Consider the following 23889-nt stretch of genomic DNA (forward strand, 5'->3'; position numbering starts at 1 on the left):
CCCTGTTCAGGTAGCGAGCACTCAGTCGCGAGACCCGCTTTGCACACCTTGACCGGACGCTTTGCCACATTTTGGCCGCTTAACAACACTTTAATTCTTCGCGCCCCCCGACTATGATCGGGCCACCCCCGCTCTTTGGTCGCCACTTTTTGGCCGGCCGGCAGGGTATCCCTAGGGCTAAACGACTCACTCGGAGAGAGAATGAACCACAAGACCACCAAGCTGCGCGACGCGATCAGTATCGCGCTCGTCGTAAGCGCATCCACGACGGGCGCTGCGTTCGCCCAAGAGGCCACGACCACGCTGGACAAGGTGGAAGTGACCGGTTCGCGCATCAAGCGCACCGACATGGAAACCTCCCAGCCGGTGTTCAGTCTGAGCCGCGAAGACATCCAGGCCCAGGGCCTGACGTCGATCGGCGACGTCATCCAGAACCTGACCTCCAACGGCACCGCCCTCAACACCCAATACAACAACGGCGGCAACGGCGAGACCCGCGTCAGCCTGCGTAACCTTGGCCCGAACCGCACGCTGGTGCTGGTCAACGGCCGCCGCTGGGTTGCCGGCACCGGCCTGGGCGGCGCGACCGACCTCAACACCATCCCGACCGCTGCGGTCGAGCGCATCGAAGTGCTGAAGGATGGCGCCTCCGCCATCTATGGCTCCGACGCCATCGCGGGCGTGGTCAACGTCATCCTGCGCACCGATTTCGACGGTGCCGAAGCGAACGCCTACTACGGCCAGTTCAGCCAGGGCGACGGTGCGAAAGAATCCTATGACATCACCATCGGCAGCAGCGGCGACCGCTTCAGCGCGATGTTCGGCGCCGGCTACGTGAAGGAAAACCCGGTGATGGCCGGCGATCGCGAGATCTCGGCCGTGCCCGTCTTCGGCACCGGCGTCGCGTTCGGCAGCAGCACCAGCCCGAACGGCCGTTTCGCGCTGTGCTCCGGCACCTTCAGCCCGGGTGCTTGCTCGGTGGGCGAGACCCGTCCCAACGGCGCCGCCGGCCAGTTCGGTTACGACGAAGGCCAGACCCCGGCGCAGTGGCGTCCGTGGGGTGCCGGCGTCAATGATCTGTACAACTTCGCCCCGGACAACTACCTGGTCACGCCGCAGGAGCGCAAGTCGATCTTCGGCCAGGCGTCCTTCGACATCACCGACAACGTCCGCTTCTCCGCCACCAGCACCTATAACAACCGCCGCTCCGAGCAGCTGCTCGCCGCCATGCCGATCGTGCTCGGTACGGGTCCCGGTGCAGGCGTGCAGGCCCGCACCATTTCCATCAGCCCGAACAGCATCTACAACCCGTTCGGCCAGACCGTCTCGCGCATCCAGCGCCGTGCGGTGGAAACCGGTGGCCGCAGCTTCCGCCAGAACGTCGACACCTTCGGTTTCGTGGGCGCGCTGGAAGGCAATTTCGAGTTCGCCGACCGCTTCTTCTCCTGGGATGTGGGCTACAGCTACGGCCGCAACGACCAGAACGACACCACCGATGGCCTGTTCAACATCCTGGCCCTGCGCAACGCACTCGGTCCGTCGTTCATCGACGGCGCCGGCGTAGCGCGCTGCGGTACCACCGGCAACGTGATCGAAGGCTGCGTGCCGCTGAACCTGCTGGGTGGCGTGGGCTCCATGACGCCGGAGATGCTGGCCTACTCGACCTTCGTCGCGCACGACGAGTTCCAGTACACGATGAAGCAGTGGTTCGCCAACCTGTCGGGCGAAATCGTCGAACTGCCGGGCGGCATGCTGGCCTTCGCGGCCGGCCTGGAGCACCGCAGCGAAGCGGGTTACGACTCCCCGGACGCGCTGATCAACTCGGGCAACACCACGGGCAACGCCCGTACCGCCACGGCCGGCAGCTACAAGCTGGACGAAGCCTACCTGGAACTGTCGGCGCCGCTGCTGCGTGACGTGTTCCTGGCCCGCGAGCTGGAGCTGAGCGTAGCCACCCGCTACTCGGACTACGACACCTTCGGTGACACGCTGAACAGCAAGTTCGGCTTCAAGTGGAAGCCGATCGAGGACCTGCTGGTCCGCGGCAGCTGGGCGGAAGGTTTCCGCGCGCCGTCCATCGCCGAGCTGTATTCCGGCGTGGCCGACTCGTTCGCCTCCATCGCCGATCCCTGCTCCACCACCTTCGGCGGCACCTACGGCAGCCTGACCGCCGACCAGCGCGCACGCTGCACCGCGCAGGGCGTGCCGGCGGGCGGCTACGACCAGGGCAACTCGCAGATCCGCATCAGCGTCGGTGGCAACCCCGACCTGCTGCCGGAAACCTCGACCAGCAAGACGCTGGGCATGGTGTGGAGCCCCTCGTTCATCCCCGGCTTCGACGTGTCGCTGGACTGGTGGAACATCACCATCGAGAACGGCATCATCACGCGCTCGGGCCAGTTCATCCTGGATTCGTGCATCGAGGATGGCAACGCGCAGGCCTGCTCGCTGTTCACGCGTAATGCCAACGGCAGCATCGACACCCTGCTGTCGTCCGGCCTGAACTCGGCCGAGATCGACGCCGAGGGTTACGACATGACGTTGAACTACCGCCTGCCCGACACGAAGTGGGGCTCGTTCTCCTTCAGCTGGGACAACACCTACTACGCCAGCTACGAAGAAGACAAGGACGGCAACAACCAGGTTGGCGAGTACATCGACGGCAGCAACCAGTGGCGCATCCGTTCCAACCTGCTGGCCCGCTGGGAAATGGGTGATTGGGGTGCGACCTATGCCGCACGCTTCTACTCGCGCCAGGAAGAAACCTGCCCGTTCTACTACAACGACTACGGCTTCGGCGAGCTCTGCAGCGATGCGATCCTCGGCCTGGGCGAGGACGGTGGCGTAGACGTCGTGCAGGAAGGCTCGTTGAACAAGATCGGCGCAGCCACGTACCACGACATGAGCGTGTACTGGAAGGCTCCGTGGAACGCCAAGATCACGCTGGGCGTGAACAACGTGTTCGACAAGACCCCGCCGACCTCGTACGTGACGTTCGCCAACACGTTCGACCCGTCGTACGACATCAACGGTCGCTTCATCTACATGCAGTACAACCAGAAGTTCTGATCTGGTGCTTCCGCAACACAACTACGGCCCTTCGGGGCCGTAGTTTTTTCCGATCTTCGACTTTATGGATCCCGCCATGTCCGTGCAGATCGCCTCGATGTTCGCCGTGCCCGTGGGCCAGAGCCGGATGCCCGATGCCGGGCCACTGAATCGCGAACTGGAGGCCCTGTTGCTGGCGCGCGAGGCGGACCCGGATCGCTACCGCAACACCCACCCGTCGCTCAGGCAGCAGGAAGGCGTCTTCGAGAGCAGCTTCGACCTGTTCGCGTCGCCGGAGCCGTGCATCCGCCGGCTGAGGACGTTCTGCTGGTCGATGCTGGGCGAGGCCATCCAGCAGACCAACGGCTACTCGCCGGAGGAACTGAAGCGGCTGGAGATCTTCTCGCACACCTGGTTCCACGTGACCCGGCAGGGCGGCTTCACCGTCCTGCATACGCATCCGATGGCGTCGTGGTCGGGGGTGTACTGCGTGAGCCCCGGCGACAGCGTCCCGGACAAGCCGGAATCGGGCGTGCTCCGCTTCCACAATCCCCATGGCTACAGCAACGTCTTCATGGATCCCGGCAATGCGCACTTCAAGCCGCCGTACCACCATGGCAGCTGGTCGTTCGCACTGGAAGCCGGCCAGTTGGTGCTGTTCCCGTCGTGGCTGCAGCACGAGGTGCTGCCGTATTACGGACAATCGCCCCGCATCACCGTCGCGTTCAACTGCTGGTTCGGCAGCAAGCCGGCCGGCTGATCACGTGTAGAACGGTGACAGGCCTGCGCTCAGGGGCGCGAGCTGCGCCTCGTAATTGCGCCACACCATGCCGCGATCGCGGCGTATGCCCTGTCGCGCCAGCGCGGCGCTGGCAGTAGCCACGCGCCCACTGCTGCGCGACACGTCCGCGATGGATGTCTGGTAGCTCAGGCCGCAGTACTCCGCCACCCGCTGCCCCACCACGTCAGGCGCAGCGACCAGTTCGTCGTAACTCACCTGCAGAATGCGTCCAGGCAGCACGTCGAGCCAGTGCTGCATCAGGCGGCGATACTGCAGATAGAAGTGGGCGAGCTCGGACTGGTCGTACGAATACGTTGCCACCCCGGCGAACAGTGTGCGCAGGTTGGAGAAGCACGTATCCATCGGATCGCGCACCAGGTTGATGATCTTCGCCTGCGGCAGCGCCTTGGCGATCAGGCCGATGTTCCAGAAGTTCATCGGCAGCTTTTCGGTGAAGAAGGGCTTGCCCCTGCTCAACCAGCCCGCCGCACGCGCATAGCCGCGCGCGATGCCTTCCATGTCCATCCCGGGCACCCTGGCCAGCACCGTGGCATCGAAACGGTTGGCGTAGTGATGATCGGCCGCCAGGTGGACCTGGGCGTCGAAGGCGCCGGTTTCGCCGGCATCGGCCACATTGGAGTGCCCGGACAGCATGCGCTCGAGCAGCGTGGTGCCGGAGCGGTGCATGCCCAGGATGAAGATCGGCACCGAAGGCTGTTCGACCTGCGACGCATCGCGCAGGAAGTCCGCATCGAAGGTGGCGATGGCCTGGTCGACCATCGCGGCCTCGTCGTCCGGCGCGTAGTCCACGTGGGTGCGCTTGACGCGGCATCCCCGCTCCAGCGCCACCCAGGCACCCGCGTAGTCGCCGATATCGTGGAGTTCCTTGTGCAGGCCGTAGCTGAGATAGGCCTCGCCCTCCTTGCCTGGCGTCGCCTCGGTCAGTTGCCGACGGAGGCGGTCGATGTGGTTGGACTCCGGCGTCTGCGTGCGCACGCTCGCCAGCATCCAGGCGTTCTGGTACAGCCGCGGATCGGCCTTCAACGACTGCTCGTAACGCAGCTCGGCCAGGTCGGGCTCGCCCGAGAACAGGTGCAGGTTGCCGCGCACATACAGCGCGGGCGCGGAGTTGGGGTCGCGCTCCACGGCGCGCTCGGCCAGCCTTACCGCCGCCTCATGCGCACCGATGGAACTGAGCATCACCACCGCGCGGGCGAGCACATGCACCGGTGCGGAGGTGGCGAAGCGGGGATCGGCCAGACAGCGTTCCAGCGCATCGAATTCGTTGAAGTAGCGCAGGCGCTGGGCCAGGCCATAGGTGATGCCCGGATGGGGAGGCGCGACGCCGATGGCGCGCATCAGCACCTGATACGCCAGGACGTGCTTGCCCTGCCGGGAGTACAGCGTGGACAGGCCGATCAGCGACGGGAGATGGCGCGGGTCCAACGCCAGCGCATCGAGGTAAGCCGTTTCCGCCACCGACCATTGCCGGCGGTCCACGGCGGCCTCCCCCTGCATCCAACGCGCGTCTGCGCTCACCATGCCCGTCATTCCTGCGTCTTGCCTCTTCGATTCGATCGTCTGCGGATCGCCACACATCCCCATTGATGAGGGCGGCATGGCGACCGCTAGTGTAAGCGGTGCGCTCCGGCTGCTGCGGTCATTCCCGCAGCAACCTTGTCAGGCAACGGCAGGACGACCAGCCCGCTATACGTCCATTGAACGCGTTTCGGCGGGCAGGAATGGCAACAGATGCCGCTCCGCCCAGCGCATCGCGTCAGCGACCTCCTTTGCATAGGTCGTGCGTAACAGCAGGTGCTCCCGGTCGCGCACGTGCACGTCATAAGGTCGGCTACTTGCCTTGGAATGCGATGCGGCGAGCTGTCGCGCCTGTGTGCGCAACGCCTCGTCGGGGAGCGGCAGGTGCAGGAAGGCGGCTGCCGCTACCGCCGCGTCTTCGATGTTGGCACCCACGCGCGCCCAGTCGAGCACACGCACACGCTCGCCGCCCTGTTCCTGGAGCGCGGCCACCAGATCCCGCTGGGCCGCCCACTGCAGTGCGGCGGCGGCCAGCACCGAGGGTGGCTCCAGCGCCCCCTCGGAGAGCCGGGCAGCCAGCGTACCCGCGCGCAAGGCGCGCGCGGCCAGGACCGGTACGTTTGCGAGCGTCTCAGGGGTTTTCTTGAGATGCGAGACGATGAAGTCTTCCAGTCCCGAGGTCAGCACGATGGCCCTGGCCTCCGGACAGGCCGCCATGGCAGGGCGCGCGATGTTCAGCGCGGCATGCGTCGGCTTCACCACCACCCGCCCATCGGGATGCCAAGGACGCGCCAGCAGGTCGATGATCGGGCGCAACCACGACGACACGTCCCGTCCCGCATCCGCTTCATCACTCAGTCTTCGGAGCACCAGCGGCTCGCGCAGCGCCACGCTGTACGGGGTCAGGTGCAGCAGGCGGGCCAGCAGCGTCGAGCCGCAGAACGAGGTATGCCACAGCCATGCCGGCGCCCGCGCCGCCCGCGGCAGGCTGGCCACCGGCGCCAGCGGCGTGAGGGCCTGTGGCCGGCCCTCGGCGGGCATCCTCGGATCCAGGAATACGCTCGCCTGGATCAGGGCCTCGTCGCAACGCAGCCACTGCATGCGATCGCCCGCCAGGTCCACGTCGAAGGGAAACCAGGTCGCATCACCGGCATCGACCGGCGCCAGCGGCCCTGTCAGGGAAGAAGTGGAACGGGCATCCATGGCGCATTGGGAAACAAAGGAACCCGCATCCTAACGGATGTGCCGGGTGCGTCCGTCTCTCAGGGGATCCTCTGAAAAACTTGAATTTTGTTCGTCATTCCCGCGAAGGCGGGAACCCAGTGCCTTTGCTTTCCTTAGCCTGAAGTCGTTGGATCCCCGCCTTCGCGGGGACGACGGCCGTTGTTCAGACCTTCCCTGGCGCGCCCTGCAGCTCTGCGATGCGACCCCGCGTCACTCCACCCGCACTTCCGCACTGCCCGAGAACGTCTCCAGGCTGACCCGGCCGCTGCCGCTGCCGTAGGTGGTGGTGAAGCTGGCGCCGGGGCCGCGGCGCTTCTCGATGGTCACGCCGGTGGCCTTGAGGCTGCCGCTGAAACTTTCGCCGCTGACCTGGGCCGACACGTCGCTAGGCAGGCGAAGCAGCAGGCTGCCGCTGACCGATTCCATGCTGATCTCGCCGGCCGGCGCCAGCGCCGTGCTGACGTCGGCGCGGCCGCTGACGGTGGTGGCGCTGAGGTCGCGGATGCGCTCGCCGTTGACGTTCACCTCGATGCGGCCGGAGACCGTTTCCGCGTCGATGTCGCCGTTCAAGCGACCGCGCAGCACGATGGCACCGCTGACCGTGCTGACGTCCACGTCCTCGCTGTTGAGGGTCAGGGTGGCGCTGCCGCTCACCGTTTCCACGTCGGCCTTGCGGGGTGCAGCCGCGGCGAAGACGCTGCCGCTGACGCTGCTGATCGACAGCTCGCTGGAGGCCACGCCGTCGACATGCACGTCGGCGGCGACGGACTCGATGTCCAGATCCGCACGCACCGGCACCATCACCACCAGATCGGTGGGGCCGGTCTTGTTGCCGCCCCAGCCGCCGTTCTTCGGGTAGCGCACCTCGATGCTCAGCTGGTCGCGAGAGCCGTCGATGTCCAGCCGCTCCACGCCCTTGCCGAGCGTGCCGGTGACCTGCACCTCGTTGCGCTCCCAGCCGCGCACCTCGATGCGGCCCTTGACGTTGCTGATGTCGACCCGGCCGCGCGCATCGAGCGGGCGGGTCTCGTTGATGGCGCTCTGGGCCAGGGCGGTGGGCGCCAGCAGCGCGGTGGCCAGCAGCAGGGCGAAGGAAGACGTACGCATGGGGAACTCCTCAGGTCATGACCGCGCGCTGGGTCAAGGCCAGGCGTCGGGCGTAGGTGCGGCGCAACTGTTCCAGCAGGAAGCGCGCTTGCGGGTCGGTGGCGATGGCGTGGCGGATCTCGGCCGCGCTCTGGTCCAGCGCGTGCAGCGCCGGGGCGTATTCGGGCGATGCCTTGGCCTGCGTATCCATCTGCGCCAGGGCACCGGTGTAGTCGCGGGTCATCGCCGCGGCTTCGCGCTGGATCACCGCATCGCCCTGCGGTGCCCGTTGCAGTTGCCAGGTCATCGTGACCGCCAGCAGCACGGACGCGGCTAGCGCGAACGGCATCACGCGGCGGCGGCGGTGCATGGGCGCCGGCGCCACCTGTGGCGTGACGGCCAGCCGCGCCGCGATATCGGGCCACAGGTCGCGCGCGGGCGGTGCGTCCTGGCGCAGGGCCCGCAACTGCCAGCGCAGCGCGTCGTCGGACAACGGAGTGGGATCGTGGGGGGTCATGCATGTGCTCCTAGACGCTCGCGCAGCAGATGCCGCGCGCGGTGCAGCTGGGCCTTCGAACTGCCGACCGCCATGCCCAGCTCGGCGGCGATCTCTTCATGCTTCCAGCCTTCCACGTCGTACAGCACCAGCACGGCGCGCGCACGGGGCGGCAGGGTGGCGACGGCACGCTCCAGGTCCATCGACAGGGCCGTGCCCTGCCCGGCGCTGTCGGCCAGGCCCAGCCCGTCCAGCGCGTCCTCGTCGTCGTCGAAGCGCGGACCCGTGCGCCGGCTGCGCAGCTCCATCAGCGCGGTGTTCACCGCCAGCCGGTGCAGCCAAGTACCGAAGGCGCTCTCGAAGCGGAACGCCGGCAGCGCCTGCCAGGCCCGCACGAAGGCTTCCTGCACCAGATCCTCCGCCCGCGCACCATGCAGCCCGACCAGACGCTGGATGACGCCATGCACGCGGCCGGCGTGGCGCCGGTACAGCGCCTCGAAGGCCCGCATGTCACCGCCGGCGGCCGTGCGCGCCAAGGCGGTGTCCTGGGCAGCGGCGTCCTCGGGCGTGAGGCTGTCGGCGAAAGGGTCGATCACGGCATTCAGCATACTGACTGGGATGCAGCGAAGTGCGCAGGGGTTTAGAACGTGGCCGGTCTTTTTCTCACGCGCTTGCTTCCGCCAGAGACGCTTGAAGGCGCGTGGGGTCAGAGCCCCTCTCCCATGGGGAGAGGGGCTTGGAGCGGCTTGCCGCTCACCACAGAAAAAGCCCCAGTGCGTCCGGCCACAGGAACTTGAAGGCGCGCGGTTTAAAGCCCCTCTCCCTGCGGGAGAGGGGTTGGGGTGAGGGTCGGCGAAGTCCGCCTGATCTTGCGCGATGTGGCACCGACAACATCCGCGATTCGCTTCTGGCAAAGAACCTGGCGGCCCGACGAACACGGCTCCGTTGGCCCTCTCCCCAACCCCTCTCCCATGGGGAGAGGGGCTTGGAGCGGCTTGCCGCTCACCACAGAAAAAGCCCCAGTGCGTCCGGCCACAGGGACTTGAAGGCGCGCGTGGTTAAAGCCCCTCTCCCCGCGGGAGAGGGGTTGGGGTGAGGGTCGGCGAAGTCCACTTGATTCTGCGCGCTCCAGCACCGGCAACGTCCGCGATCCGCTTCTGGCAAAGGACAGGGTGGCCCGAGGAACACGGCTCCGTTGGCCCTCTCCCCAACCCCTCTCCCATGGGGAGAGGGGCTTGGAGCGGCTTGCCGCTCACCACAGCAAAAGTCCCGAGGCGTCCCGCCCGAGGAACTTGAAGGCGCGCGTGGTTAAAGCCCCTCTCCCCGCGGGAGAGGGGTTGGGGTGAGGGTCGGCGACATCCACCTGTTCCTGCGCGCTGTGGCACCGACAACATCCGCGGTTCGCTTCTGGTGACGAACAGGGCGGCCCGAGTAACACGGCTCCGTTGGCCCTCTCCCCAACCCCTCTCCCACAGGGAGAGGGGTTCGACGCGCCACGCACTACACAAAGAAAAAGCCCCGCGCCGTCCCGGGAGGACTTACGCGGGGCTTGCGCAGGAAAGGGGTGCGCGAGGCGGGGAATCAGTTCGCCAGTCGGGCGGCGATGCGTTGCTGTTCGTCCTTCAGGGCCTGCGGGGTGCGGGTGCCGAATTCCTGCAGGTACTCGCCGATGCTGGCGAACTCGGCCTGCCAGCCGGCGCGGTCGAAGCCGAACAGCAGCTCGTGCGCTTCATCGCTCAGCGCCACGCCGTCCAGGTTGAGGTCTTCGGCGCGCGGCAGGTGGCCGATCGGTGTTTCCACGGCATCCGCCTTGCCTTCGACGCGCTGGATCATCCACTCCAGCACGCGCAGGTTCTCGCCGAAGCCGGGCCACAGGAACCTGCCGTCGCCGCCCTTGCGGAACCAGTTGACGTGGAAGATCTTCGGCAGCTTGGCGTTGGCGCCGTCGAACGACAGCCAGTGCGCGAAGTAGTCGGCGAAGTTGTAGCCGCAGAACGGCTTCATCGCCATCGGATCGCGGCGCATCACGCCGACCGCGCCCGTCGCAGCCGCGGTGGTTTCCGAGCCCATCGCCGCGCCGACCAGCACACCGTGTGTCCAGTCGCGGGCCTCGAACACCAGCGGCACCAGCGAGGCGCGGCGGCCGCCGAAGACGATGGCGCTGATCGGCACGCCCTGCGGATCTTCAGCCTTGGCCGAATAGCTGGGGCACTGGCGGGCGGACACGGTGAAGCGCGAGTTGGGATGCGCGGCCGGGCCGTTGGCCGCGTCGTACTTGCGGCCCTGCCAGTCCAGTGCCGGCGTACGCGAATCCAACCCTTCCCACCACGGCTCCTGCTCGTCGGTGACGGCGACGTTGGTGAAGATGGTGTGGTGGCTGATGGTGGCCAGCGCATTGGGGTTGGAACTGTCCGAGGTACCGGGCGCCACGCCGAAGAAGCCGGCTTCCGGATTGATCGCGTACAGGCGACCGTCGGCGCCGGGGCGCATCCAGCAGATGTCGTCGCCGACGGTCCACACTTTCCACCCTGCCTGGCGGTAACCCTCCGGCGGGATCAGCATGGCCAGGTTGGTCTTGCCGCACGCCGACGGAAATGCGGCGGCGATGTAGTGCGTCTCGCCCTGCGGGTTCTCGATGCCGACGATCAGCATGTGCTCGGCCAGCCAGCCCTCATGGCGCGCCTGGTGCGAGGCGATGCGCAGCGCGTGGCACTTCTTGCCCAGCAGTGCGTTGCCGCCGTAGCCGGAGCCGAAGCTCTTGATGGTCAGCTCGTCGGGGAAATGCATGATGAAGCGGCGGTCCGGGTCCAGCTCGCCGGTGGAATGCAGGCCCTTCACGAACGTCCCTTCCCGCTCGATGCGCGCCAGCGCCGGCGCGCCCATACGGGTCATGATCCGCATGTTGGCCACCACGTACGGCGAGTCGGTGATCTCCACGCCGCAGCGCGAGAGCGGCGAATCGATCGGCCCCATGCAATAGGGAATGACGTACAGCGTGCGCCCGCGCATGCAGCCGGCAAACAGCGCGTCCATCTTCGCGTGCGCCTCGGCCGGGGCCATCCAGTGGTTGTTGGGGCCGGCGTCTTCCTGCTGCGGCGTGCAGACGAAGGTCAGGTGCTCCACGCGCGCCACGTCGCTCGGGCTGGAGCGGTGCAGCCAGCTGTGCGGGTGGGTTTCGGGGTTGAGCGGCAGCAGCGTGCCGTCGGCCAGCATCTGCTTGGTCAGCAGGGCGTTTTCGGCATCGCTGCCGTCGCACCAGTGGATGTGGTCGGGCTGGGTGAGCGCGGCGACCTCCGCAACCCAGGCATTCAACGCGTGCAGCGAACTGCCCGGAAAATCGTTGCGTTTGAAAACATCGACCGCTGCGTTCATGCCCCGCCCTCTAAAAGTGAGACCAAAATGATACCAATGTCCTGTCCCGCTGACGAGGAGAACGCGTCCGGGATCGGTGGGCGGTCAGTCCGACGGGGTGCAGGCCGGGCAAACCCCGCCACGGGCACGCGGTTGTGTCTCAAGGAGCGGCGAGAAGGGCGACGCGCGGGGCTCCGAGCCCCGTCGATGGCGCTCGGAGCTCCGTCGCCGGGGATCAGAGGGCCATCGATCAGGCTCCACGCCTCGTGGATGGGGCTCCGGACCCCAGGGATCGCCCCCGGAATGCCAACGGCGGAGCTCTGCAATCCCGTCGATGGCTTTCAGAAGGCCATCAATGGCACTCCACGAGCCATCGACCGGGCAGTGAGCCTCGTCGATCGGGCTCGGAGCGCCGTCGACGGAGCTCAGAGGCCGAGCGACGAGGCCCGGAGGGCCATCTCGACGGAGCTCGGAGCGCCATCGATGGCGCTCGGAGGGCGGGACATGGAGCGCTGAAAGCCATCGACGGGATTCCGAGCCCCGTCGTCGGGATTCCGAGCTCGATCTCCGTCTGCGCGCCTATGCGTCGCGCGAGCGCCGGTACGGATTGAACAACTGCAGCAGCCATGGCTTCTGCGCCAGCACCAGGCTGACGCCCACGCGGTCTTCGGCCGGCAACGTGGCATCCCGTGCCAGCAGGGCGTCGAACTCGCGCGCCACTTCGTCCAGCCGCAGCCGCAATTGCTTCACGCCGTCGATGCTCAGGCTGCCGCTGAGCAGCAGCAGGGCGTCCTGTTCGCCATCGAAGGGGTCGGCGAAGTAGTCGGTCAGCAGCGTATGGCGGAAATAGCGCTCCATCGGCCCGTCGGCGCGCCAGCGGAAATTGCGTGCGGTCAGCGCGCGGCCGCGATTGCCGGGCATCAGTTCGATGATCTCCAGCCGGTCCAGCTTCACCAGCAGCCCGGTCCACTGCGCGGGGGTGAAGCCGAAGTGGCCCATCACGTCGTCCTCGCGCCAGCGGTTGAGGGTGAGGAACAACGCCATCAGCAGGCGCGGGTCGTCCACCAGCGCCTGTTCCTGCGCCTCGCTCAACTGCGCCATCGCCTTGCGCCCCCGCGAGGCTTCGGCGCTGAGTTCGGCCAGGCCGACATCGAGCACGTCGCAGATCTGTTCCAGCCGCTGCAGGCTCATCGCACGGCGGGAGAACATGCGCTTGACCGCCGCCTCGCTCATGCGGATGCGGGTGGCGAGCTCGCGGTAGGTCAGGTTCTGCGCGCGCAGGCAGCGCTTCAAGGCATCGATCAGGTCGACGGAGACGGCCATCGGTAGCGCATTCCTATACCGGGTGATGCGCCGGAGCTTACCTCGTCGATGCCGGTTGAACAGCCGCGCCGGCCGCGCCCAAGGTGCGGCGACCCCGCAGGAGCCCGTCATGACCCGCCTGATCGCCCGTTCGCTGACCCTTGCCCTGGTGACCGCGCTGTCCGGCGGCATCGCCCTGCCCGCCCACGCGGCAGCGCAGTCCGACGGCGCCAGCCGCCTCTCGCAGGCCAGCCTGGAAGCGTCCATCGAAGTGCCGATCGCGGTGATCCACGCGCTGGGACACGGCGCTTCGGCCGTGGTCACCGGCGTGGCGGTGGTGGCCGGCAGCGTGGCGGTGACGGTGTCCGTGGCGGCGGCAGGCGTGGTGGCCGGCGCGTCGTTCGTGGTGTACCTGAGCGCGGAAGCGATCAAACGGCTGGGCATCGCAGTGGGCACGGCGGTCAGTGTCGCGGCGGTGGCCACGGGCTGGATCCTCAGCGCGGCCGGCGAAGCGTTGTGCTTCATCGCCAACGACGCCGCCCGCCCGCACATCCACAGCCATCGCTACGGCGGGTGAGCGGATGATGCGCGCGCTCGCGATTGTTTTCGTTTTCGTCCTCGCGCTGCCAGGGACGGCACGCGCGGGCGATGCCTGCCAGTCGCTGGAGATGCCGCCGTACAAGGTGGCGGACGCGGCGCGCACCGCCCTGCTGGCCGCGCAGCAGTTGGACGAGGTGGATGCGCCGGTCGCGTTGCTCGCGCGCGTCGGCACCGACCTGTCGAAGCAGGGACTGGTTTACAGCCATGCCGGCTTCGCGGTGCGCGACCACGCGCACGGGCGCTGGACGGTGGTGCACCTGCTCAACGAATGCGGCAGCGACCGCTCCGGTCTGTACGCGCAGGGACTCGTGAACTTCTTCGCCGACGACCTGGTCAACCAGGACCTGCGCATCGTCTGGTTCGCACCCGAGGTGGCCGACCGGCTCGCGCAACGCCTGCAGCAGATGCCGCGCCACAGCCTGCACCACCCGCGTTACAACCTGATCGCACGTCCCGGCAGCGACGACTACCAGAACTCCACCGCGTGGATCGTCGAGGTGATGGCCGCCGCCCTCGCCGACCGCGGCATCTACGACCGCCGCAGCGCGTACGCCTTCGCGCGCGGCGACGGCTTCGTGCCCGATACGGTTCATATCGCCTACTCGAAGCGCGTGCTCGGCGGTCTGTTCTCCGCCAACACCGACTTCACCGACCACCCGGTCGGCACGCGACTGTCGGGCGATTATCCGGTCGTCACCGTGCGCTCGATCTTCCGCTGGCTGGAGCGCAGCGGGTATGTGCGCGAGCAGCGGGAATGGCGGGGTGGTGTGCGGCAAGTGGCGATGGGACCGGCGTGAGACAACGGCATGCTTGAACTTGGAGACTTCTTCCAGTTACACGCTATGTTTGCCGTCCCATTGCTGACGATCGGCGTGCCTTCCTATCTGCTATTCGGGCGAGGCGTGCGCGGATACATCTGGGACGGCCTGCAGTTGGTACTCCCGGGTGCTCTCTGGCTGCTCCTGGTGGTACTGGCTGACAGCAACAAGTCGCTGTCGAATCTGTTGGAGCTACCCCTGCTGGGAGCGGTCACCGGCGTGCTCTTCTCGCTGCGCATCGCAGTGTCGCGACGACTGCCTGCGCATGGTAGTTCATGGTCTGTGTTGGCGTTGCTGGGGAGCAGCACCGTGTCGATCGTCCTGTGGATCTGCATACCGCGGCTTCCCATGTGAATCCTTCCACCCGGAGAATCCCATGTTCCTGACCCTGCTTGCCGTGACCTTGCTGCTGTCCGCCGCTGTCGCCTGGGGCGTGACATGGATGTTCTCGAAGCCGATCGAGCGCATCCTCTCCCGCATCATCGCCGACGACATCAGCACGGCATGGCTGCGCTACATGAAATTCGCCATCCTCGTTGTCGGCGTATCGTCCGGCGTACGCATCCATGCCCTGGAGCGCTACATCACCGCACCGCAATGGATGGAGAAGGACAAGACGGAGATCATCGTGCTGACCGCCGAGCGCTGGGTGCTGGAGGTCTATCGCACCGTCATCGAGACGCTTCAGGGCATCGCCTGGATGCTGCTGGCGTTCTTCGCGGTGGCGCTGCTGGCGTATGTGGTAGTGCGGCTGTCGGAGCTGAAGCGCGCGGCGCCCACAACTTCGTAGGGTGGGCCTCGGCCCACCTTCGATGACAGGATCACGGGCGGTGGGCCAAGGCCCACCCTACGGTCAGGTCGGGATCAACGTCGAGATGACGTGTTCGAGGTAGGTCTCGAATTCTTCCGAGGTCATGCGCGGCTGCTGCAGTTGCAGCGACAGCTGCAGGAACCCCACATAGGCCGCATAGGTCAGACGCGCGCGATGCGTCGCATCGGTGCGCTGCAGGCCGGCCTGACGGAACATGGCGACCAGATACTCCTGGCGGCGTTGGGAGATGCGGTCGATGACCGGCTGCACGGCCGGATGGTCAAGCGCTTTCAGCAGCTCGCTGTAGATGATGTGCGGCTTCACCTCGTGGCCGACCAGTTGGAACAGCGTGCGCAGGCGCTCGCGCGGATCGGCGACCTTTTCCAGGCTGCCGAAGATGTTCTCCTGCTCACCGGCCTCCCAGCGCTCCAGCGCGGCCTGCAGCAGCGCATCGCGCGAGGGGAAGTGCCAGTAGAAGCTGCCCTTTGTGACACCCAGCCGACGTGCCAGCGGCTCCACCGCGACAGCGGAAACCCCCTGCTCGGCGATCAGGTCGAGCGCCGCCTGGGCCCAGTCATCCGCACTGAGACGGGCATTGCGGGCGGGCGCAGCGGGGGGTGTTTCCGGACGGGGTGTGCTCATGTGCCGCATTTAACCATACGCCGGGGTGTGTAGCGGTACGTTTGTTGCGACGCACCACAAATAAAGCCGAATCAATCGGTTGCATGTGAAATTCCGATGGCGAACCGATTGACTGCTCTAAATGCGACAACCCATACTAGCCCGTATGGTGATCCATGCCTCTCCTGCCCTCACGCCCTCCCGCCACGTCACTGACGCCGGACCGGATCACGTGCTGAACGGACAGGGCGGCATCGCCCTGGCGATCCGCCAGTTCGCCTCACCGGGCCCGTTGCAGTCGCATCCCGCACTCATCTACGCGCATGGTTTCGGCCAGACACGCGGTGCCTGGAACCGCACCGGCGAGCTGATGGCGGCGCAGGGCTATGCCGGCCTGGCGTACGACGCGCGTGGCCATGGCGAGTCCGGCCGCAACGCCGCCGACCTTCTCTATACCGGCGACCAGTTCGCCGACGACCTGATCGTGGTGGCGGGCGAACAGCCAGAGCCGCCGGTGCTGGTGGGCGCGTCGATGGGTGGGCTGTTCGGCCTGATCGCCGAGTCGCGCTGGCCGGGTCTGTTCCGCGCGATGGTGCTGGTGGACATCACCCCACGCTGGGAACACGCCGGCCTGCAGCGCATCCTCGCCTTCATGACCGCGTTCCCGGACGGTTTCGACTCGCTCGAGCACGCCGCCGACGCCATCGCCGCGTACCAGCCGCAGCGCCGCTCGCGCAAATCCGCCGACGAGCTGCGCGAGCTGCTGCGCGAAGGCGCCGACGGACGCTGGCGCTGGCACTGGGATCCGCGCCTGGTCGACGAGCTGGCCCGCGACAGCGCGCAGCACCAGGACGCCATCGCCGAGGCGGCGCGCCGGGTGCAGTGCCCGGTGCTGCTGATCAGCGGCGGCCGCAGCGACCTGGTCTCCGAGAAGACCGTGGAAGAGTTCAAGACGCTGGTGCCTCATGCGCACCACGTGCACCTGCCGCAGGCCACCCACATGGTGGCCGGCGACGACAACGACGCATTTACCGCCGCCGTGCTGGAATACCTGGCAAGCCTGTCGGCCTCGCCCGGTAATGCCGAATCCGATGTAACCGAATCCGTGTCCGGAGCAACCCCATGAGCATCGTCATCCCCTTCCTCGCCTTCCTGCTGGCGGGCGCGTTCGCCGCCTACCACCGGCTCCGGCTCGCCTACTGGGCGGCGATCACCGCCAGCCTGCTGGTCGCGTGCTGGCTGCTGGGCGCCAACCCCACCGCCACCATCGTCGCCGCGCTGGTCGTGGTGGCGATCGCGCTGCCGCTGCTGATCCCGGCGATCCGCAAGCCGCTGATCACGGCGCCGGCGCTGGGCTTCCTGCGTCGCGCGCTGCCGCCGCTGTCGCAGACCGAGCGCATCGCACTGGAAACCGGCTCGGTCGGCTTCGAGGGCGACCTGTTCACCGGCGACCCGGACTGGAACAAGCTGCTCGCCTATCCGAAGCCGCAGCTCAGCGACGAGGAGCAGGCCTTCCTCGACGGCCCGGTGGAAGAGCTGTGCCGGATGACCAACGACTGGGAAATCACCCACATCCACGCCGACCTGCCGCCGGAGCTGTGGGACTACATCAAGAAGAACAAGTTCTTCGGCATGATCATTCCCAAGCAGTACGGCGGCCTGGGTTTCTCGGCGCTGGCGCACCACAAGGTGATCCAGAAGATCGCCTCGGTCAGCAGTGTGGTCAGCTCCACCGTCGGCGTGCCCAACTCGCTGGGCCCGGGTGAACTGCTCAACCACTACGGCACGCAGGAACAGAAGGACTACTACCTGCCGCGCCTGGCGATCGGCCAGGAAGTGCCCTGCTTCGGCCTGACCGGTCCGTTCGCCGGCTCGGACGCGACCTCGATCCCCGACTACGGCATCGTCTGCAAGGGCGAGTGGAACGGCGCCAACGTGCTGGGCATCCGCCTGACCTTCGACAAGCGCTATATCACGCTGGCGCCGGTCGCCACCATCATCGGCCTGGCGTTCCGCATGTACGACCCGGACGGCCTGATCGGCGACACCCGCGACATCGGCATCACCCTGGCGCTGCTGCCGCGCGACACGCCCGGCGTGGACGTCGGCCGCCGCCACTTCCCGCTCAACTCGCCGTTCCAGAACGGCCCGATCCACGGCAAGGACGTGTTCATCCCGCTCAGCCAGCTGATCGGCGGCGTGGAGATGGCGGGCAAGGGCTGGAACATGCTCAACGAATGCCTGGCCGTGGGCCGCTCCATCACCCTGCCCTCCACCGCCAGCGGCGGCGCCAAGGCCGGTGCCCGCGTCACCGGTGCGTATGCGCGCATCCGCAAGCAGTTCGGCCTGTCGGTCGGCCGCTTCGAGGGTGTGGAAGAAGCGCTGGCGCGCATCGGCGGCAAGGCCTATGCGATCAGCGCGCTGTCGCAGGCCACTGCGGCTGCCGTCGACCGCGGCGACGTGCCGTCGGTGCCGTCGGCGATCGCCAAGTACCACTGCACCAACATGGGCCGCGATGTCGCCAAGGACGTGATGGACATCGTCGGCGGCAAGGGCATCATCCTGGGCCCGCGCAACTTCGCCGGCCGCGCGTGGCAGGCCTCGCCGATCGCCATCACGGTGGAAGGCGCCAACATCATGACGCGCAGCCTGCTGATCTTCGGCCAGGGCTCGATCCTGTGCCACCCGTACATCATCAAGGAAATGCGTGCGGCGCAGGACCCGGACACCAAGGCCGGCATCCACCAGCTGGATGCGGTGCTGTACCCGCACATCGGCGGCGCGATCTCCAACGCGGTGCGCTCGTTCTGGTTCGGCATCACCGGCTCGAAGATCGGCGCCGCACCGGGCGACGCGTACACCAAGAAGTTCTTCCGCAAGCTCGACCGCTATGCCGCCAACCTGGCGCTGCTGACCGACATCTCGCTGGGTGCGCTGGGCGGCAAACTGAAGTTCAAGGAATCGCTGTCCGGCCGCCTGGGCGACGTGCTGAGCCACCTGTACATGATGAGCGCGGTGCTGAAGCGCCACCACGACGACGGCACGCCGGAAGCCGACAAGCCGCTGCTGGCCTGGGCCTTCCACAACAGCGCGTACGAGATCGAGCTCGCGCTGTCGCAGGCGCTGCGCAACTTCCCGATCAAGCCGCTGGGCTGGCTGCTGTGGCCGGTTGTGTTCCCGTTCGGCCGTCGCGCCGTGGCCCCGGGCGACCGCCTGAGCCACCGCGTCGCCATGCTGCTGATGGCGCCCAACGAAGCGCGCGACCGCCTGGGCCAGGGCGTGTTCCTGACCCCGTGCGAGAACAACCCGGGCGGCCGCATCGACAGCTACCTGGCCGCGGCCGTCGCCGCCGAGCCGGTCGAGCGCAAGTTCCTGAAGGCGCTGAAGACCAAGGACATCGAGGCGCTGGATTACAGCGCGCAGTTGGACGAAGGCGTGCGCGAGGGCTGGATCACCGCCGACGAGCGCAAGCAGCTGGAAGAGCTGCGCGCGATCACGCTGGACACGATCACCGTGGACGACTTCGACACCCACGAACTGCGCGCGGCCAGCTTCTACGACCTGCCGCAGCACAAGCGGCATCCGCGCGAAGCGGCCTGAGTCCATGATTCGCCCCCTCCCCCGCCTGCGGGGGAGGGTCGGGTGGGGGCGACCGAAGCCGCCTGTTTGCGGGGCGCATTGCGGTCCCAGGGCAGTACCTTCGCGGAAGACAGATCTCTCCACTCCATTTGCCCCCATCCCAGCCTTCCCCCGCGAGCGGGGGAAGGAGCCGATATGGAAGCCTTGAATGAGCGCGAACGTCCTCGAGATCTACCGCAGCCTGAGCCGCAAGCCGTTCGGCCACTGGCTGTTCTCGCGCCTGATCTGCTTCAAGGCGCCGTACTTCGGCAGCATCGGCCCGCGCATGACGCGGCTGGAACCGGGGCGTGGCGAGGCGACGATCCGCCACCGGCGCTCGGTCACCAACCATCTGGGCACCGTGCACGCCATCGCGCTGTGCAACCTGGCCGAGTTCGTCGGCGGGCTGACCACCGACGTCAGCATCCCGCGCTCGATGCGCTGGATTCCCAAGGGCATGACGGTGGAATACCTGAAGAAGGCCGTCGGCACGATGCATGCCGTGGCTACGCCAGCGTTCGAGCCGCGCGAATCGAGCGAGGGTTACGACCTGCCGATGGATGTGGTGGTCAGCGATACCAAGGGCGAGGCGGTGTTCCGCGCCCGCATCGGCATGTGGGTGTCGCCGAGGCCGGCGCGCGACACGCGCTGAGTTCCTCGAGGCTGGTGTGGGAGCGACGTAAGTCGCGATCGCACGGCATCGGCTTGCACAGAGGCTGGCCATGCGCCTTGACGGCGCAATCGCGACTTACGTCGCTCCCACGTCGGTCCTGACGTCGCTCAGCGAAACCACACCGCCACCAGCGCCGCGATCGCCGGCAGGCCCTGCACGAAGAAGATGCGCTTGTTGACGCTCCATGCGCCGTACAGCGCGGCCACGATCACGCACAGCAGGAAGAAGACCACGACGTTCCACTGCGCGGTGACCAGGCCCCACAGCAGGCCGGCGGCGAGGAAGCCGTTGTAGAGGCCCTGGTTGGCCGCCAGCACGCGCGTGGTCTCCGCCTTCTCGGGCGTGTTGCGGAAGGTCTTCAGGCCCAGCGGCTTGGTCCACAGGAACATCTCCAGGACCAGGAAGTACGCGTGCAGCGCTGCCACCAGCACCACCAGTACCGTCGCGATCGTTCCCATTCCCGTTTCCCCTGCCATCGTGTCGCCGCAGCATAGCGGCTGCGTGACCCGGCGTCTGCCGGCCCGCGTCAGGCCTTGGCGGCGGCGGGCGGCGTCGCGGCGACGGCGCGCTCGGACGGCAGCTTCGATTCTTCACGCAGCAACCGCCAGGCGCTGAAGGTCATCGCGCTGGCGACCAGCAGGCCGGCGCCGAACACCACGTTCGACCCGAACGCGGACAGCAACTTGTGCAGCCAGACGAAGCTGAGGTCGCCGCCTCGGTAGATCACCGTGTCGATGGCCGCGCCGGCCTTGTAGCGCCATTCGCGGCCCACGCGCGTGTAGATGGTCTCGCGCGCCGGCTTGGCCAGCGAGAACTCGCTGGCGCGGGTGACTACCTGCACGATGGCGACCATCATCGGCAACGGCGACGCGGAAAGGATCGAGAACCCGAGGATGATCGCGCCGCCCGGGATCAGCAGCGCCGGCGCGATGCCGAAGCGGGACAGCAGCGTGCGGGTGAGCAGCAGCTGCACCACCAGCGTCAGCGAGTTGACCGCCAGGTCCAGCGTGGCGAAATAGTCGGCCCGGGCTTCGGCCGAGGTGAACATGGTGCGCGCGATGGCGTTCTGTTCGTTGTAGAGCAGCGTGCCCACGCCGACACCCATCACCACCATGACCGCGAGCCAGCGCAGCAGCGGCTCGCGCACGATCAGCTTCAGCCCCGCCAGCACCTCGCCCCCCATCGGGATCTCGCCGCTGGCCTGTCGCCGCTCTGCCTCGCGCGCCACGGCCCAGGTCCGCAGCCTGAAGATGCACAGCACGCAGACCGAGAACAGGAACGCCGACACCAGCATCATGTTGGGGATGCCCACGCGCACGACCAGCGCCTTGGTCAGCGCCGGGCCGAGGAACGCGCCCATCGTGCCGGCCGCGCCGATGTAGCCGTAGTACTTGCGCGCTTCGACATTGGTGAACACATCGGCCATGAAGCTCCAGAACACGGCCACCGCGAACAGGTTGAACACCGTGATCCACAGGATGAAAGCCAGTCCGCGGCCGGCGATGCCGCTGTCGAACATGGCGTAGAACACCAGCAGCGTGGCGATGAAGAAGCCGTAGATCACCGGCAGGAAGACCCGGCGCGGGAAGCGGCTCACCAGCCAGCCGTACACCGGCTGCAGCACCAGCATGATCAGGAACACGGCGCTGAAGATGAATTGCAGCGTGAACTCGCCCAGCGCGATGCCGCGGTCGGCGAAAAACCCGATCAGCGCGGGAGGAAACACCGCTTCGATGTCGCTGGACGCCGCCATCGCCTCGCGTACCGGCCGCAGCACGTAGTAGCCGCTCAGCAGGCAGAAGAAGTAGACGAAGGCCCACAGCAGCGGCGGCGACTCCGAGACCGCCGCGCGGAATCGGCCGAACCGGGAGATCGCTGGGGAAGACGGGTCCATGGGGCGCGGCCTGCGATCGCATCATCGGGGCGCGGGCACCGCCCGCCTGTGGCGCGCAAGGTATCCGATGCACTGCAACATCGCCAGCGTTTCATGCTCGCCCGGCGACCGGAAACGCACGCCGGCCCTTTCTCCCGCCCGCCGCTGCAATGGCCCGAGCATTTGCTCTATCCCCCGCCGCTAGGTTCGGGCGGACTTCGCAACAGGGCAGCATGTGTACGACTACATCATCGTGGGCGCCGGTTCCGCCGGCTGCGTCCTGGCCCACCGCCTGAGCGAAGACCCCGCGTGCCGCGTGCTGCTGCTCGAGGCCGGCCCGCGCGACTGGCATCCCTTCATCCACATGCCCGCCGGGCTGGCCAAGCTGGTCGGCCAGAAGGGCGTCAACTGGAACTACGACACCGCGCCCGAGCCACACCTCGACAATCGCCGCCTGTGGTGGCCGCGCGGCAAGGTGCTGGGCGGTTCCAGTTCGATCAATGCGATGTGCTACATCCGCGGCGTGCCGCAGGACTACGACGACTGGGCCCATGCCGGTGCCGACGGCTGGGACTGGGCCAGCACGCTGCCGTACTTCCGCCGCTCCGAACGCAACGCGCGTGGCGCCGATGCGCTGCATGGCGGCGACGGCCCCCTGCATGTCGCCGACCTGCGCTACACCAATCCGCTGTCGGCCGCCTTCATCGAGGCCGGCGTGCAGGCCGGGTTCGCCCGCAACGACGACTTCAACGGCGCCGAGCAGGCCGGCTTCGGCCTCTATCAGGTCACCCAGAAGGACGGCGCCCGCTGTTCGTCGGCGGTCGCCTACCTCGACCCCGCGCGCGACCGCCAGAACCTGGACATCGTCACCGGCGCACTGGTCCGCCGCATCCTGCTGGAGAAGGGATGCGCGGTGGGCGTGGCCTACGCCCGCGGCGGCCATGAGGTCGTCGCGCGCTGCGGCGGCGAGGTGCTGCTGAGTGGCGGCGCGATCAACTCGCCGCAGCTGCTGATGCTGTCCGGCATCGGCCCGTCGGCGCATCTGGAGGACACAGGCATCACCGTGCGCCATGCCTTGCCGGGCGTCGGCCGCAACCTGCAGGACCACCTCGACATCTGCACCCTGCAGCACAGCACCCAGCGCGTCACCTACGACCGTACCAGCGAACTCCGGACCGCGTTCGACTACTTCCTGCGCGGCCACCGTGGCCCGGGCAGCAGCAACATCGCCGAAGCCGGCGCCTTCGTGCGCTCCCCGCTGGCGCCGGACGAGCGCCCCGACATCCAGATGCATTTCGTGCCGGCCATGCTGGACGACCACGGCCGCAACCGGCTGGCCGGCGACGGCTACACCGCGCATGCGTGCTTCCTGCGCCCGCGCAGTCGTGGCCGCATCCTGCTGGCCAGCGCGGATCCGCGCGCCGATGCACGCATCGAGGCGAACTACCTGAGCGATCCAGAAGGCTTCGACCTGAAGATGATGGTCGAGTGCGCCAAGCTGTCGCGCGAGCTGTTCGCGCAGGCAGCCTTCGATGCCTATCGCGGTGCGCCGATCCATCCCGCGCGCAACGACCTGTCGGATGCCGAGCTGGTCGCCTTCATCCGCGCCAAGGCGGAGACCGTGTACCACCCGGTCGGCACCTGCCGCATCGGCGACGACGAGGACGCGGTGGTCGATCCGCAGTTGCGCGTGCGCGGCATCGAGCGACTGCGCGTGATCGATGCATCGGTGATGCCTTCGCTGATCGGCGGCAACACCAACGCCCCCACCATCATGATCGCCGAGCGGGCATCGGACCTGATCCGCAGCATCCCGCCGCTGGCCGGCGGCCAGCTTCACGTGACGCCCAAGGCACCCGCGCTGGTCTTCGCGGACTGATCCGCCCACGCGATGCGTCGCCCGATCGCCTTCCTTGTCGAGGGCGATGGCGCTTCTCCTGCGTATTCAGCTGACACGGAGAATCCAGCTGAATACGCGCCCGCCATGCCGAATAGCGTCACTGCGCGCACGTACGCGCCTGAATGACGCGGGGATCGGCGCGGAAGTT

General features: G+C 67.4%; 20 protein-coding genes. 10 read left to right on the top strand and 10 right to left on the bottom strand.

Going from position 1 to position 23889, the window contains the following annotated elements; all coding sequences use genetic code 11:
- The first annotated feature begins 201 nt into the window (after nt 1–201).
- Nucleotides 202–3069 (top strand): TonB-dependent receptor, encoded by a 2868-nt coding sequence (locus MMG85_RS01555; protein WP_241044322.1) that lies wholly within the window; start codon nt 202–204, stop codon nt 3067–3069.
- Between the two features lie 76 nt (nt 3070–3145).
- Nucleotides 3146–3808, top strand: coding sequence for a TIGR02466 family protein (locus MMG85_RS01560; protein WP_241044324.1), 663 nt, complete (start codon nt 3146–3148; stop codon nt 3806–3808).
- Here the strand turns inward: MMG85_RS01560 and MMG85_RS01565 are convergent, their stop codons facing one another.
- The 7 genes from MMG85_RS01565 to MMG85_RS01595 all read right to left on the bottom strand — a co-directional run bounded on the left by MMG85_RS01565 (nt 3809) and on the right by MMG85_RS01595 (nt 12848).
- The gene (locus tag MMG85_RS01565; protein WP_241044326.1) at nt 3809–5371 is read right to left on the bottom strand and encodes a tetratricopeptide repeat-containing sulfotransferase family protein; all 1563 of its coding nucleotides are present in this window, start codon (nt 5369–5371) and stop codon (nt 3809–3811) included.
- A gap of 165 nt (nt 5372–5536) precedes the next feature.
- The gene (locus tag MMG85_RS01570) at nt 5537–6571 is read right to left on the bottom strand and encodes a hypothetical protein (protein ID WP_241044328.1); all 1035 of its coding nucleotides are present in this window, start codon (nt 6569–6571) and stop codon (nt 5537–5539) included.
- A gap of 231 nt (nt 6572–6802) precedes the next feature.
- Nucleotides 6803–7699 (bottom strand): DUF4097 family beta strand repeat-containing protein, encoded by an 897-nt coding sequence (locus tag MMG85_RS01575; protein ID WP_241044329.1) that lies wholly within the window; start codon nt 7697–7699, stop codon nt 6803–6805.
- A gap of 10 nt (nt 7700–7709) precedes the next feature.
- The gene (locus MMG85_RS01580) at nt 7710–8195 is read right to left on the bottom strand and encodes a hypothetical protein (protein ID WP_241044330.1); all 486 of its coding nucleotides are present in this window, start codon (nt 8193–8195) and stop codon (nt 7710–7712) included.
- Complete coding sequence (locus MMG85_RS01585; RefSeq protein WP_241044331.1) at nt 8192–8782, bottom strand: sigma-70 family RNA polymerase sigma factor; 591 nt, start codon at nt 8780–8782, stop codon at nt 8192–8194. The genes MMG85_RS01580 and MMG85_RS01585 overlap by 4 nt, the downstream gene beginning before the upstream one ends.
- Nucleotides 8783–9755: 973 nt before the next feature.
- Nucleotides 9756–11546: a phosphoenolpyruvate carboxykinase (GTP) gene (locus tag MMG85_RS01590; RefSeq protein WP_241044332.1), complete on the bottom strand. Its 1791-nt coding sequence runs from the start codon at nt 11544–11546 to the stop codon at nt 9756–9758.
- Between the two features lie 558 nt (nt 11547–12104).
- Nucleotides 12105–12848, bottom strand: a complete 744-nt coding sequence (locus MMG85_RS01595; RefSeq protein ID WP_055936582.1) for a helix-turn-helix transcriptional regulator — start codon at nt 12846–12848, stop codon at nt 12105–12107.
- A gap of 109 nt (nt 12849–12957) precedes the next feature.
- Here MMG85_RS01595 and MMG85_RS01600 point away from each other — a divergent pair, with 109 nt between their 5' ends.
- From MMG85_RS01600 to MMG85_RS01615, 4 genes are read left to right on the top strand one after another with little or no spacing between them, the layout of a single operon-like run.
- Entirely contained in the window at nt 12958–13404 is a 447-nt protein-coding gene (locus MMG85_RS01600) for a hypothetical protein (protein WP_241044333.1), read from the top strand.
- Between the two features lie 4 nt (nt 13405–13408).
- The gene (locus tag MMG85_RS01605) at nt 13409–14224 is read left to right on the top strand and encodes a DUF2145 domain-containing protein (protein ID WP_241044334.1); all 816 of its coding nucleotides are present in this window, start codon (nt 13409–13411) and stop codon (nt 14222–14224) included.
- A 9-nt stretch (nt 14225–14233) separates the two neighbouring features.
- Entirely contained in the window at nt 14234–14599 is a 366-nt protein-coding gene (locus MMG85_RS01610) for a hypothetical protein (protein WP_241044335.1), read from the top strand.
- A gap of 22 nt (nt 14600–14621) precedes the next feature.
- Entirely contained in the window at nt 14622–15035 is a 414-nt protein-coding gene (locus tag MMG85_RS01615) for a hypothetical protein (RefSeq protein ID WP_241044336.1), read from the top strand.
- A 63-nt stretch (nt 15036–15098) separates the two neighbouring features.
- Here MMG85_RS01615 and MMG85_RS01620 read toward each other — a convergent pair whose 3' ends face one another.
- A complete protein-coding gene (locus tag MMG85_RS01620) occupies nt 15099–15698 on the bottom strand; it encodes a TetR/AcrR family transcriptional regulator (RefSeq protein ID WP_241044338.1) in 600 nt (199 codons plus the stop codon).
- Between the two features lie 232 nt (nt 15699–15930).
- On the opposite strand from MMG85_RS01620, the gene MMG85_RS01625 reads away from it, so the two are divergent.
- From MMG85_RS01625 to MMG85_RS01635, 3 genes are all read left to right on the top strand, one after another.
- The gene (locus MMG85_RS01625; RefSeq protein WP_241044607.1) at nt 15931–16803 is read left to right on the top strand and encodes an alpha/beta hydrolase; all 873 of its coding nucleotides are present in this window, start codon (nt 15931–15933) and stop codon (nt 16801–16803) included.
- Nucleotides 16800–19277, top strand: a complete 2478-nt coding sequence (locus MMG85_RS01630; protein WP_241044340.1) for an acyl-CoA dehydrogenase — start codon at nt 16800–16802, stop codon at nt 19275–19277. Before MMG85_RS01625 ends, MMG85_RS01630 begins: the two co-directional genes overlap by 4 nt.
- 187 nt (nt 19278–19464) lie before the next feature.
- A complete protein-coding gene (locus MMG85_RS01635) occupies nt 19465–19947 on the top strand; it encodes a hotdog fold domain-containing protein (RefSeq protein ID WP_241044341.1) in 483 nt (160 codons plus the stop codon).
- Nucleotides 19948–20075: 128 nt separating this feature from the next.
- Here MMG85_RS01635 and MMG85_RS01640 read toward each other — a convergent pair whose 3' ends face one another.
- Both MMG85_RS01640 and MMG85_RS01645 read right to left on the bottom strand, forming a co-directional pair.
- Nucleotides 20076–20426 (bottom strand): DUF1304 domain-containing protein, encoded by a 351-nt coding sequence (locus MMG85_RS01640; RefSeq protein WP_241044342.1) that lies wholly within the window; start codon nt 20424–20426, stop codon nt 20076–20078.
- Nucleotides 20427–20494: 68 nt separating this feature from the next.
- Nucleotides 20495–21862 (bottom strand): MFS transporter, encoded by a 1368-nt coding sequence (locus MMG85_RS01645; protein WP_241044343.1) that lies wholly within the window; start codon nt 21860–21862, stop codon nt 20495–20497.
- 214 nt (nt 21863–22076) lie between these two features.
- Between MMG85_RS01645 and MMG85_RS01650 the strand changes: the two genes are divergently transcribed.
- Complete coding sequence (locus MMG85_RS01650; RefSeq protein WP_241044344.1) at nt 22077–23720, top strand: choline dehydrogenase; 1644 nt, start codon at nt 22077–22079, stop codon at nt 23718–23720.
- The last annotated feature ends 169 nt before the right edge of the window (nt 23721–23889 follow it).

This window comes from Pseudoxanthomonas sp. LH2527, from assembly GCF_022539275.1.
Taxonomy (GTDB): Bacteria; Pseudomonadota; Gammaproteobacteria; order Xanthomonadales; family Xanthomonadaceae; genus Pseudoxanthomonas_A.